Genomic DNA, 13,339 nt, shown 5'->3' on the forward strand with positions numbered 1-13,339 from the left:
CTCTGGCTCTGGCTCTGGCTCTGGCTCTGGCTCTGGCTCTGGCTCTGGCTCTGGCTCTGGCTCTGGCTCTGGCTCTGGCTCTGCAGATGATACCTCTTGAGCCAACAGGTCAAGGTCTTCCTCAAGAGTCGTTATTTCAGTTTCATCATCCAGTAATGCATTAAAGTAGTCATCAAGTGCTTGTTCACTGGACAGCACATCATTACTGCTCATCGAACGCCAACCTCTCCAGGTAAATCAGTAGCTGTTTATAGGCAAACACACCACGGCTACCAGATGCAAAATGCGAAGCTGGCAAGTGCTTTAAACTGGCATCGCGGAACTTGGTATCAATAGGCACCGCTGAGGTCCACACTTGATTTGGGTAATCTTTTTTCAGTTGCATCAATGTCTGCAATGACGCTTTCGTGCGCTTATCGTACATGGTTGGGACGATAGTCACTTTGAAACCGCCCGGGCGAGATTTTTGCATAATGGTTAGCGTACGCATCATGCGCTCTAGACCTTTCATCGCCAAAAACTCTGTTTGAACAGGAATCAAAATTCGGTCACTGGCTGCCAACGCGTTCACCATCATCACGCCAAGGATTGGCGGACAGTCAATCAACACATAGTCATAGTCTTGTGAGACAGTTTGCAGCGCCCGTTTTAAGATTAATCCCATACCACTGCGATTACCCATTACGCGATCAAGCGTGGCAAGGGACATATGCGCGGGAATGATATCCATTCCTTCCAGCTCTGTTTCTAAAATCAACGGCTTAACCGTCTCACGAGAAAACGTCTTCAACTGGAATAAATCAAATAGGCTCGAAGTTACTGCATCAGGATCATAACCGAGATAAGTAGTCAGTGAGGCGTGAGGATCAGTATCAACCATCAATACTCGATGGCCTTTCTGGCTCAATAAGCCCGCCAATGTCACTGTTGAGGTGGTTTTACCCACGCCTCCTTTCTGGTTAGCTACACTCCAAACAATCATGATGAATCCTAAGCTAGGCCAACTTCCACCAACATGCGTTCAGCAATGCGGTCAAGCGGTAAATCTTCTGAAGAAATGCCTGCTTTAGCAACCGCTTGGGGCATGCCATAAACAACACAACTTTCTTCATCTTGTGCCCAAATTGTTGAGCCTGAAGACTTCAACATGCGAGCGCCCTCACGACCGTCTGCACCCATGCCTGTCAACACTAAAGAGAGCACTTTGTCGCCATATACTTTTGCGGCAGAACCAAAAGTCACATCCACACATGGTTTGTAGTTCATGCGATCGCCGCCATCAATAATGCGAAGACGAGCAGCGCCCGCTCGTCCATCCACCATCATTTGTTTCCCACCTGGTGCAAGGTATGCCACACCGGGCTGTAACACATCGCCATCTTGTGCTTCTTTCACTTGAATCTTACACAAGGTGTTCAAACGACTGGCAAACGCAGCAGTAAACGTTGCTGGCATGTGTTGAATCAATACAATCGGATGCGGATAGTTCATCGGCAAGCGCGTCAGAATTTTTTGTAGAGCAACGGGGCCACCTGTTGATGTGCCAATTGCCGTCAGTTGATACTTCTTACCAGAAGCACGGTACTTTGTCGCAGCAGGTCGAGTTGGTGTTGGAGTCACAGGTGAAGCCGTTCTTGAACCTAATGATCGAGTAGTCGTGCTGGTACTCGCTGTTGGGCGAGCGATAGGTCGACGCATGAAAGCGCGCTTCGAGGCAATCTGAATCACACGCTGTTGAAGTAATGACACCGCTTCTTCACGGTTACGCGCAATGTCCTCAAACTTTTTCGGTAAGAAGTCCAATGCGCCCGCATCTAGCGCATCAAGCGTAGCTTTCGCCCCGTCGTGGGTCAGGGACGAAAACATTAGAATTGGCGTTGGAGCAGCGGCCATTATTTCACGTACAGCTGTAATGCCATCCATCACTGGCATTTCAATATCCATCGTGATGACGTCAGGTTTGAGAGATTTGGCTTTCTCAACCGCCTCTCTACCATTTACCGCAACGTCAATCACTTCTAGGCGCGATTCTGAGTTGATGATTTCGCTCACGCGACGTCGGAAAAAACTCGAATCATCAACGACTAGTACTTTAATCGCCATCTTATTCCTTTTAATAACGTCAGCTTTGCTTAAAGGCGTGAAGCCGCAGCATATCGCTTAAGTAAATCAGGCACATCTAGAATTAATGCAATATGGCCATCGCTAGTAATTGTCGCACCAGCCATACCTGGAGTGCCTTGTAATAGATTATCGAGTGGCTTAATAACCACTTCTTCTTGACCAATAAGCGTATCCACAACAAAACCAACGCGCTGGTTACCAATCTGTACAATCACCACGTGACCGTGACCAGTACGCTCTTGAACGTTTTGCGATTTGGATGCCAACCAGTTTTGTAAGTAAAATAGTGGGATAGATTTCTCACGCACAATGATCGTCAGCTGACCATCTACCACGTTTGTACGACTAAGATCCAAGTGGAAAATTTCACTCACCGAAGCCAGTGGTAGAGCAAAAGGATGACCGCCAACACCAACCATCAGAGTCGGTAAAATCGCTAACGTTAGTGGTACTTTGATCGTAATCTTAGTGCCCTTGCCTAGCTCAGAATCGATATCGATTGAACCGTTTAAGGTATTGATCGCCGTCTTAACCACGTCCATACCCACACCACGACCAGAAATGTCAGAAATTTTATCTTTACTTGAGAAGCCAGGTGCGAAGATAAGGTTGAAGCACTCTTTATCTGTTAAACGTGCCGCCGCATCTTCATCCATCATGCCACGCTTCACCGCGATGCCACGCAGTTTGTTCGGGTCCATACCGCCACCATCATCTACGATGGATAGTTCAATATGGTCCCCTTCTTGCGATGCTGACAAAATCACTTTACCTGTGCGTGATTTGCCTGCCTTCGCGCGTGCGTCTGGCATTTCAATACCGTGATCAACCGAGTTACGCACCAAGTGAATCAACGGATCGGCCAATGCTTCTACAAGGTTTTTATCGAGATCGGTTTCTTCACCGCGCATTTCTAGCACGATGTCTTTATTTAGGTTACGAGCCAAGTCACGGACAACGCGTGGGAAACGGCCAAACACTTTCTTAATTGGCTGCATACGCGTTTTCATTACCGCGCCTTGTAGATCCGCAGTTACCACATCAAGGTTAGCGACCGCTTTGGACATCTCTTCGTTGTCGCTATTCAAACCAAGGCTTAGTAGACGGTTACGCACCAATACGAGCTCACCCACCATGTTCATGATGGTATCAAGCGTCGAGGTATCAACACGAACGGTTGCTTCAGCCTGAGGTTTTTTAACCGCTGGTGCTTTGGCTTCTTCTTTTACCGCGACTGGTTTAGATTCTGGCTTTGGTGCTGGCGCTGCTTGAACAGGTGCAGGCTTAGCAACAGGCTCAGGTTTCGCAGGGCTTTGCTCTACGTTTGCTGAAGCAGGCTTCGTTGCCATGTCCAATTCTTCTAGCGTTGGGCCTTTACCTGAACCATGTAGCTCATCGAGTAACTTTTCGAACTCTTCGTCCGTCATTAAGTCACTGTCTTGATTTGATGAAGATGCCACTGGAGCGGAAGGCTCTGCCGCTTTAGGTGGCTCTACTGGTACGGATGCAGATGCAGCAGCCTCTGCCGTAGAAGGGCTTTTTCCTACACCGTGCAGTTCATCGAGTAAGCGTTCAAACTCATCATCAGTGATATCACCACTTTCAACTGATGGTGCACTCGATTGAGGCGGTTCAGATGGCGTTGTAGGTGTCGCAGACATTGAGTTGCCTGGCGCTGAACCTTTACCATGAAGCTCATCCAATAGCTTTTCGAATTCGTCTTGGGTAATTTCATCAACAGAGCCGACACTTGATGGTGCTGACGGCGCAGCAGGTTCTTCGATGATAGGCTCGGGAATAATAGGGTCTGGAGTAGCCACTGGTTCTTCAACTACGGTTGCCGCTACTTCATCTTCTGACTCAGGTTTGCATAGACGATGAAGTTCTTCAAGAAGCTCAGGGTCCGCAGCTTCTAACGGCTCACGATCTTGAACAGCCTGGAACTGGGTATTAACCGTATCCAAGGCTTTTAGCATCGTATCCATTAAGTTTTGCGTTACCGTGCGTTGACCGTTTCGTAAAACGTCGAACACGTTCTCCGCACCATGACAAGTATCGACTAGCTCTGCCAATGAAAGGAAGCCGGCACCGCCTTTTACGGTATGAAACCCGCGGAAAATAGCATTAAGTAAGTCTTTGTCTTCTGGGTTATTTTCCAATTCAACCAACTGCTCAGAAAGCAGCTCGAGAATTTCCCCAGCCTCAATGAGAAAGTCCTGAAGAATATCTTCGTCTAAATCGTAGCTCATACGTTACCTTTAAAATCCAAGACTGGACAACAAGTCATCGACTTCGTCCTGCGATGAAACCGCATCTTCTCTCAGTTCTGGATGAAGAATCGGGCCTTCGGCTTCGCTTGTTTGTGTATTCTTTTTATCTGCCGGTTCTGACAAAACTTGAATGTGTTCTTCAAGTTTATTTCCAGAGAATACGGTTAGGATTTCCACTAAGCGGCCTTCTACTTCATTAACCAACGTAATTACGCGGCGAATGATTTGGCCAGTTAGGTCTTGGAAGTCTTGCGCCATGAGAATTTCGGTCAACTGGCCGCGCAATTCAGTGCTGTCACCTTCGACTTGCACTAATAGCCCGTCGATTCGGTGGCACAGTGCTTTAAATTCGCTTAATTCTATGCGCCCGTGCATGAGTTCATTCCATTGAGGACGAACTTTTAGAAGGCAATCATGCAGGTTGTCAGCGATAGGAAGGCAGCAGTCGACCGCATCCATTGTTTTGTTGGCTGCAAGCTCTGTCTTCTCGATCACATAATTGAGACGATCCCTAGCGTTAGGGATTTCGTCTTTCGCAATTTCGGTCATGCGCTGATCGAGACTGAACTGCTTGAGTGATTCGTGAAGGTCTCGAGTTAACGCTCCAATTTCTTGCAGCATTGGGTTATCGGCACCTTCGTAGATCGAGGCAACAAGCATATTGGCTTGGTCTTGTTCCCCGTTTTCTAGCATTTGAACGAGTGACTTCGCCTGCTCTAGTGAGATCATTCTGAATAGACCCTTTTACGTTTAGTTCTTCTTATCACTTTGAAAACGCTAAACGAGTCATTTAATAGGTATTTAATAATTGGTATGAATGACTCGAATAACAAAGAGAAAGAGAGAGTTATAAACGCTCGAAAATTTTATCTAATTTTTCTTTTAATGTTGCAGCAGTAAATGGCTTAACAATGTAGCCGTTTACACCTGCTTGAGCAGCTTCAATGATCTGCTCACGCTTCGCTTCAGCCGTGATCATTAGAACTGGCAGATGCTTAAGTTCTGCATCCGCGCGGATGTGTTTAAGCAAATCGATGCCTTGCATACCTGGCATGTTCCAGTCAGTTACAACAAAATCGAAGTCACCTTTTTTCAGCATTGGTAATGCGGTTAAACCATCGTCCGCTTCTTGAGTGTTATTGAAACCCAAGTCACGAAGCAGGTTTTTAACAATACGGCGCATTGTTGAGAAATCATCAACAATAAGGATCTTCATGTTTTTATTCAAAATTGCCTCCACTGAATCGTAAAATCAGTGTTTTTAGTCATTTTGTGTCCACGCACTGAGCTTGGTACGTAAACGTTGCATCGCTTGACTCAGTATTTGACTTACGCGAGATTCGCTTACGCCTAACACATCGCCAATTTCTTTCAAATTGAGTTCTTCATCATAATAAAGCGAAAGAACCAAAGCTTCACGCTCTGGAAGCTGTTTTATTGATTCAACCAGTGCTTTTCGAAATGATTCATCAACTACCCCTTTGAATGGGTTGCTGTCATCGGTTTCATCCGCCGGTGAAATCACATCATCAGAAACGCCTAAATCTTCAATACCGACTAATTTTGAGCAGTTGATATCGGTAAGAGCACTATGATATTGATCCAGTGTCATACCGAGATGCGTGGCTACTTCAGAATCAGTAGGATCTCGATTTAATTCGCCTTCCAGCTCCGCAATCGCTTGGTTAATCTCTCGATTATTTTTATGAACAGAACGCGGTACCCAATCGCCTTTACGCATGTCATCTAACATTGCGCCACGAATACGGATACCTGCATAAGTTTCAAAGCTCGCACCTTTAGAACCATCATAATTCTGCTGAGCTTCGATAAGACCGATCATGCCGGCCTGAATTAAATCCTCTACCTGAACACTCGGCGGTAAACGGCCTAGTAGGTGGTGAGCAATGCGCTTAACCAACACTGAATAACGTTCAATGAACGCCTGCTGGCTATTAAATTTGCCATGTTGGTCATAGGTTATCGCTTTATTCACCAAAAGGGTCCTCTGCGAATTCGGTACGATTTAGCAACCTTTCCACAAAAAATTCCAAGTGTCCACTTGGTGTTTTCGGTAGTGGCCACGTCAACGCTTTGTTTGCTAGTGAGCTGATAGCTAAAGCAGCAGGCGAGCGTGGGAACGCATCAACGACAATTTTTTGTCTTTTTACAGCCTGTCGTACTTTATCATCTAATGGAATACATGCTACGAGTTCAAGGCTAACATTCAAGAATCGCTCTGTGACTAGTGTCAACTTTGCAAACAATTCTCGCCCTTCACGGTAGCTTCTGACCATATTTGCTACAACTTTAAAGCGTTGAACTTGGTGTTCTTTACTCAACAGCTTGATTAATGCATAGGCATCTGTGATTGACGTCGGTTCATCACACACAACTACAACCACATCTTGAGCTGCTCGCGAAAAACTGATTACCATGTCAGAGATACCAGCAGCGGTATCAATCAGCAGGACATCCATTTCGTCTTCAAGACTACCAAATGCTCGAATGAGTCCAGCATGCTGAGCGTGAGAAAGCTCTGTCATGCTCTGTGTGCCAGAAGTTGCAGGAATTATCTTTATACCATAAGGCCCTTCGACAATCGCATCTTTTAGCTCACATTCACCCGCTAAGACATGTCCTAGATTACGTTTTGCACGAATTCCGAGCATCACGTCCACATTGGCCAGACCTAAATCAGCGTCGAGAACCATCACCTTCTTGCCTTGGCGAGCCATACAAATCGCCAGACCCAGTGTTACGTTTGATTTCCCCACACCACCTTTGCCGCCAGTAACAGCAATCACTTTGGTCAACGATGGTTGTGTTAAGCGACGGAGGCCGCTTGCTTGATCGTGTATCATATTCTCAGTCATAGTAGTCCGCCGCCTTAGAGTCCTTCACTGTCACTGTTCCAAAAGTGAGGTTCGTTCTCTGTCGACTTCTCTAACAGTTCATTTGCTTTCGCAAGCATATATTTTGGTTGCGCTATCACAATGTCTTCTGGTACGCGCTGACCATTAGCGATGTAAGCTACTGGCATTGCGTTTTGAATCACTACACTGATGAATTCGCCTAGGCTTAATGACTCATCAAGCTTCGTCATAATACAACCCGAAAGTGGTATACGTCGGAAGTGATCCAGCGTTTCTTGTAGAACACGACGTTGTGCGGTAGCCGGCAAAACAAGGTAGCTGTGAATCACTTCTCCGCTCTCTTGCATTAGAGTGTCGAGCTGCTCGGAAAGCCTCACATCTCGTTGCCCCATCCCTGCCGTATCGACCAAAATCAGTCTTCTGTTTCTTAGCTGATATATAACATCGGCTAACTCGTTAGAATCTTTAGCAACTCTTACGGGACAACCCATAATTCTTCCGTAAATTGAGAGTTGCTCATGTGCACCTATGCGATATGTATCTGTTGTCACAAGGGCCACATTGTCGGCACCGTATTCCATGGCTGCGCGTGCTGCGAGTTTCGCTACGGTTGTTGTTTTCCCAACCCCCGTCGGACCCAACAATGCGACTACGCCACCACGTTTTAAAATGTCCTGTTTAGGAATATTGATTTGATCCGCCACCAGCGACAATAACGCTTTCCACGCTCGCGCTGGCTTTGTATCTTCCGGGATATAACAGGCCATCTGGTCTGCTAACTCCGGAGAAACGCCCATTCGCTCTAAGCGCTTAATCAGCATAGCTCTTAGCGGCTCACGGCGTTCTACTTCTTGCCACATCAGGCCAGAAACTTGGTGCTCCAACAGACGACGAATTGACGTCATCTCTTCGCGCATGCTTTCTAGCTCATCGGCCGATTCGTCACGCTCATCACTTGGGCGACGTCGATCATAGCGCGTCGGGTCCAGCTTGGGTGTCGGACGTTCAAATCGATTGTCCTGTGCGATTAGCTTCGCCAAAGGTGAATCTGGTTGATATGACGCTGGCTTTTCTTGGTTGTAGCCGTCGCGATGCTTATTTTGGCGTTGCAGCAAAGCAGAGAGCGAATCTTCATTTTCCGCTACGTGGTCGTCAGCATCTGCTGCACCACCGCTATATTGCTTAAGCATATTAGCGAATCGCTGCGTCATTGAGCCTGTTTTTTCATTGTTACTGTTATTACTGTTCAGGCTAATTTTATCTTCATCTAAATGACGATCTTGGTAACGATCAGCAGAAGACGATGACATTTGACGATGTTCGTTATAGCGATTCGATTGAGAAGCACCGCGATTTTGCTGTGACGCTGCGCTTGCTTGAGGCGGATTAGATTCACTATCTATCGCCGCAACAATCGCTACTCCACCAGCCACTTTCTTGTTTGACATGATCACCGCTTCCGCGCCTAACTCCTCTTTCACTTGGAGCAGCGCCGTTCTCATGTCTTTGGCAAAAAATCGCTTTATTTTCAAACTATGAATCCATTAATGATGCGTGAGATCAGTTACCCACGGCTTGCACAATTCTGATCTGTTTTTCATCCGGTATTTCTTGGTAAGACAGTACCCGGAGATTAGGTATTGTGTTCTTCACAAATTTTGCCAATGTCGAGCGTAATACACCGGAAGTAAGCAGAACGGCAGGCTCGCCTTTCAGTTCTTGTTCCTGTGTCGCTTGGCTTAGTGAAGACTGCAATCGCTCAGCGAGTCCCGGTTCAATCCCCGCGGATTCACCTCCTGATGCTTGCATAGTTTGATGCAATATTTGTTCCAGTTCAGGTATCAAAGTAATCACTGGTAACTCAGGCTCTATACCATTGATTTCTTGAACAATTAGACGTTTAAGACTAATTCGAACTGCTGCCGTCAATATGTCAGCTTCTTGACTCTTACTTGAATACTCAGCCAAAGTTTGAACAACCGTGCGAATATCGCGGATTGGAATGGCCTCGTTTAACAAGTTTTGTAGGACTTTCACCACCACACCTAATGGTAATTGGTCAGGAACAAAGTTCTCGACCAACTTAGGCGCGCTGCGTCCCAACATTTCTAATAAATTCTCTACTTCTTCATGGCCAATTAGCTGTGATGCGTTGTTGGTCAATAGCTGGCTTAGGTGTGTCGCTAATACCGTTGATGAATCAACAACCGTATAACCCAGAGCCTGCGCGTGCTCACGCTGATCTTCTCGGATCCATACGGCTTCCAGTCCAAAAGCAGGGTCAATGGTTGGCTCACCATCAATCATGCCATACACCTGACCTGGGTTAATCGCTAGCTCTTGATCCGGACGAATCTCTGCCTCGCCCACCGCAACCCCCATCAATGTAATTCGGTAACTGTTTGGGGTCAGCTCAAGATTGTCACGAATATGAACCGCTGGAATTAGGAACCCAAAATCTTGCGATAACTTTTTACGCACGCCTTTTACGCGCTCTAACAGTTCCCCACCTTGGTCTCTGTCCACCAAAGGGATTAAGCGATAACCGACTTCCAAGCCAATAATATCGACTGGCTGGACGTCATCCCAAGACAGTTCGCGCTGTGAGGAAGGTTCTGTACCTTCATCTGCTGTTGCTGGTAAAGCGGGCTCTTTCGCTTTCTGCTTCTGCCGTTTGTCGATGAAATATGCCGCTGCACCGGCCGCGACTGCCAGGCTCAAAAACGCAAAGTGCGGCATGCCCGGTACGATGCCCATCACACCAAGAATAGCTGCAGTAATCATCAGCGCTTTTGGGTTGTCGAACATCTGGAAGACCAGTTGTTCCCCCATGTCTTCATCGGTGTTTTGGCGCGTCACCATCATTGCCGCTGCAATCGACAGCAATAGCGATGGGATTTGTGCGACCAAACCATCACCGATTGTCAGTAAGGTATAGATTTCAATCGCTTCACCGAAACCCAATCCATACTGCGCCATACCGATCGACAGACCGCCGACGATGTTGATAAACAGAATCAAAATACCGGCAATCGCGTCACCTTTTACGAACTTCGAGGCACCATCCATCGAGCCATAGAAATCCGCTTCTTTGGTCACTTCAAAACGACGAACTCTTGCCTGCTCTTGGTCTATCAATCCGGCATTCAAGTCGGCATCAATCGCCATTTGCTTACCCGGCAACGCATCAAGCGTAAAGCGAGCACTTACCTCAGAGATACGACCCGCACCTTTGGTCACCACCATAAAGTTGATGATCATTAAGATGAGGAAAACCACTAGGCCGACCGCGTAGTTACCACCAATAACGACGTTACCGAACGCCTCAATTACGTTACCTGCCGCATTACCGCCTTCATGACCATGCAGTAAGACGACACGAGTCGAGGCAACGTTCAAAGCCAAGCGGAGCAACGTGGCGATCAGCAATACCGTTGGAAAAGCAGCGAAGTCCAAAGGGCGACGTGTGTAAACGGTCACTAACAACACCACCATCGACAGCGCGATGTTAAAGGTGAAGAACATATCCAGCAAAAATGCTGGAATCGGCAGTACCACCATCGCTAGGGTGGCCAAAACCATCACCGGAGCACCAATAGCTGGCATTTCACGTTGAGGGATTCGTGGCAATTTATCTGCAAACGGCAGGCTTAACTTCATACTGCGAGAGATCTCAATCGATTGAAGCGTCACGTAAGCTCTTACTATTAATACGCGACCGCTTTAGCCTAAAAGTTTAGGTAGGGTTGATAATTAAAGCGTTTTAAGCAATCTATGTACCATAATTAGCGCCAAAATAATGACTAAACACTCAAATAGAGCTTAGCTTTTGATCAAACGAGCTTTTTTAAGGCTTTACCGCTTTTCGTATCAATGGCGGTGCTCGGGCGGGATTGGCAAATCATAATCTTGAATTTTCGGGCGCTGTCCACCTCGTTTTCGGTATTGCTTCAATTGGAATACAAATGCCAAAACCTGAGCGACGGCAGTAAATAACCCATCGGGGATCTCTTGCTCGAGCTCTGTCGTGTGGTACAACGCACGAGCCAAAGGTGGTGCGGGCACAATCGTAATGTCATGTTCGCGGGCGACTTCTCGAATCTTCATCGCCATGTGGTCAGTACCTTTAGCGATCACGACTGGCGCACGGTCTGTCTTCTGCTTATAACGAAGCGCTACCGAGAAGTGCTCAGGGTTAGTAACAATAACATCAGCTTGAGGAACATCCGCCATCATTCGACGTTGAGCCGCTTCCCTTTGCAACATACGAATACGGCCTTTCACTTCCGGCTTACCTTCAGTCTCTTTGTATTCGTCTTTGACTTCTTGCTTGGTCATTTTTAACTGATCGGCGTGCTGCCAAATTTGAAATGGAATATCGATGGCAACCACAATCAATAGCGAGCAACTGATCAGCAAAATAAAGTTCAGCAAAATATCTAAAGCATGGAAGATGTTTTGCGGATACACATCCATGCTCAATTGAATCAGATCGGCCTGCGATGCTTGGATCAAATAGATGGCGACACCAGTGACCAGAACCACTTTAAGGATTGATTTGATCAACTCTACCCAGCTTTGCATGCCAACCATTCGCTTTAAGCCGCTAAGCGGATTCATTTTCGACAGCTTGGGCATGGCCGCTTGGGCAGAAAAACTGATTCCTCCCACACCTGCTGCTCCAATCATGGCGGCGGTAAACAATGTCGCTAACACCAAAAATAGTGGGAACAACAAATCACTCATCGCGCCCAAAGCGATATCAAACAGTTTTGCAGTATCGAAAATCTCTTCTCGTTGAAGATCAAATAAACGGCTCATGATGGAAAACAATGAACGTGCTAACGCCTCGCCAAACCACATCAATGAAATGGCGCCAACGATCAGCACAGATGCTGATGCAAGCTCTTTAGATCGAGCGACCTGCCCCTTTTCTCTGGCTTGTTGTAACCGTCGGGGCGTGGCTTCTTCGGTGCGTTCCTGACCGTCTGATTCTGCCAAATCTTAGCACTCCAAGCGAATGAGCCGACAAATCTGCGCCTCACCCACTGTCCAGAACATTTCATAATGACTGTATAGACCAGCCAGTATGTACCAACAAAGTAATAGACCCACCATCAAAGCAAAAGCAAAACCAAGCGAGAAGATATTCAGCTGTGGTGCGGCACGGGTCATTACACCAAACGACAAGTTAATGGTCAGTAGTGCAATAATGCCGGATAGAGACATACTCAATGCAGTTTGGAACATAATACCAAGCCAGCCTGCCATTTCACGGAAATCAACCGCGTTGAGCGAGCCGGAGCCAATCGGCAAAGTTTTAAAACTGAACACCACCAATTGCAGCATTTTTAAGTGTCCATCGGTGGCAAGGAAAAACATTGTCGTTAAGAACATGAATAACTGACCAAGCAATGGCGTGTTCTGACCATTTGCGGGATCGACCATAGAAGCAAAGCCCAAACTTGATTGCATACCCAATATTTGACCCAGCAGGACAAAGGTTTGAATCATAAATTGAGTAACCATACCCATCGCTATGCCGATGATCATTTGCTCGGCAATGGTCATGAAGCCACGAAACGAGAGTAGCTCAATGTCTTGAGGTACGGCGGGGATAGCTGGCATGACAGCGAAAGTGATGGCTAAACCGAGGTAAAGGCGGATTCTTGGCGAAACAAATCGGGCCCCGGTTACTGTCATCACCATCAACATGGATGAGATACGAACATAGGGCCAGAAGTAGTTTGCGATCCAATCTAAGACAACGCTAGTGGGGTACTCCATAGGCGCCTCTAATAAAGCACCTGAGGTAAGCGTTCAATCAAGCCATAGAAATATTCCATCAACATTTGCGTCATCCAATGCCCAAACAGCATCAGGGCCAAAAGCGTGACAATCAAACGCGGTAAGAAGCTCAATGTTTGTTCGTTGATGGATGTCGCAGCTTGAAAAATCGCAACTACAAGGCCGATCAGCAAGCTTGGGATGATAATAGCGCAGACCATGATAAGCACCATCCAAAGTGCTTCACGGAAAAGCTCGACAAACATTTCTGGTGTCATGTCT

General features: G+C 46.8%; 12 protein-coding genes and 1 pseudogene. All 13 read right to left on the reverse strand.

The genetic code is table 11. The features are described 5' to 3' along the window. Window positions 1-213: pseudogene (locus tag R7O12_RS19960) on the reverse strand (chemotaxis protein CheW); the annotation flags it as partial. Next, a complete protein-coding gene (locus R7O12_RS19965; RefSeq protein ID WP_005380505.1) occupies window positions 203-982 on the reverse strand; it encodes a ParA family protein in 780 nt (259 codons plus the stop codon). The gene R7O12_RS19965 and the pseudogene R7O12_RS19960, both read right to left, overlap by 11 nt. Window positions 983-990: 8 nt before the next feature. Further along, complete coding sequence (locus R7O12_RS19970) at window positions 991-2,103, reverse strand: chemotaxis response regulator protein-glutamate methylesterase (RefSeq protein ID WP_005380504.1); 1,113 nt, start codon at window positions 2,101-2,103, stop codon at window positions 991-993. A gap of 29 nt (window positions 2,104-2,132) precedes the next feature. Next, window positions 2,133-4,373: a chemotaxis protein CheA gene (locus R7O12_RS19975; RefSeq protein ID WP_318126298.1), complete on the reverse strand. Its 2,241-nt coding sequence runs from the start codon at window positions 4,371-4,373 to the stop codon at window positions 2,133-2,135. A gap of 9 nt (window positions 4,374-4,382) precedes the next feature. Beyond that, the gene (locus tag R7O12_RS19980) at window positions 4,383-5,123 is read right to left on the reverse strand and encodes a protein phosphatase CheZ (protein ID WP_005380502.1); all 741 of its coding nucleotides are present in this window, start codon (window positions 5,121-5,123) and stop codon (window positions 4,383-4,385) included. A 118-nt stretch (window positions 5,124-5,241) separates the two neighbouring features. Beyond that, window positions 5,242-5,610 (reverse strand): chemotaxis response regulator CheY, encoded by a 369-nt coding sequence (cheY, locus tag R7O12_RS19985; protein WP_017635949.1) that lies wholly within the window; start codon window positions 5,608-5,610, stop codon window positions 5,242-5,244. 45 nt (window positions 5,611-5,655) lie between these two features. Continuing rightward, window positions 5,656-6,390: an RNA polymerase sigma factor FliA gene (locus R7O12_RS19990; RefSeq protein WP_005380499.1), complete on the reverse strand. Its 735-nt coding sequence runs from the start codon at window positions 6,388-6,390 to the stop codon at window positions 5,656-5,658. Next, window positions 6,383-7,270: a MinD/ParA family protein gene (locus tag R7O12_RS19995; protein ID WP_005380498.1), complete on the reverse strand. Its 888-nt coding sequence runs from the start codon at window positions 7,268-7,270 to the stop codon at window positions 6,383-6,385. The genes R7O12_RS19990 and R7O12_RS19995 overlap by 8 nt, the downstream gene beginning before the upstream one ends. Window positions 7,271-7,284: 14 nt before the next feature. Then, window positions 7,285-8,802 (reverse strand): flagellar biosynthesis protein FlhF, encoded by a 1,518-nt coding sequence (flhF, locus tag R7O12_RS20000; RefSeq protein ID WP_318126299.1) that lies wholly within the window; start codon window positions 8,800-8,802, stop codon window positions 7,285-7,287. Window positions 8,803-8,830: 28 nt separating this feature from the next. After that, window positions 8,831-10,930, reverse strand: a complete 2,100-nt coding sequence (gene flhA, locus R7O12_RS20005; RefSeq protein WP_318126304.1) for a flagellar biosynthesis protein FlhA — start codon at window positions 10,928-10,930, stop codon at window positions 8,831-8,833. A 210-nt stretch (window positions 10,931-11,140) separates the two neighbouring features. Then, window positions 11,141-12,271, reverse strand: coding sequence for a flagellar biosynthesis protein FlhB (flhB, locus tag R7O12_RS20010; RefSeq protein ID WP_005380490.1), 1,131 nt, complete (start codon window positions 12,269-12,271; stop codon window positions 11,141-11,143). A 3-nt stretch (window positions 12,272-12,274) separates the two neighbouring features. Then, window positions 12,275-13,057, reverse strand: a complete 783-nt coding sequence (gene fliR, locus R7O12_RS20015) for a flagellar biosynthetic protein FliR (RefSeq protein ID WP_005384463.1) — start codon at window positions 13,055-13,057, stop codon at window positions 12,275-12,277. 8 nt (window positions 13,058-13,065) lie between these two features. Then, window positions 13,066-13,335 carry a flagellar biosynthesis protein FliQ gene (fliQ, locus tag R7O12_RS20020; protein WP_005380488.1) on the reverse strand — a complete coding sequence of 90 codons (270 nt, stop codon included), beginning with the start codon at window positions 13,333-13,335 and terminating at the stop codon, window positions 13,066-13,068. Between the last annotated feature and the right edge of the window lie 4 nt (window positions 13,336-13,339).

Source organism: Vibrio sp. Vb1574 (assembly GCF_033338675.1).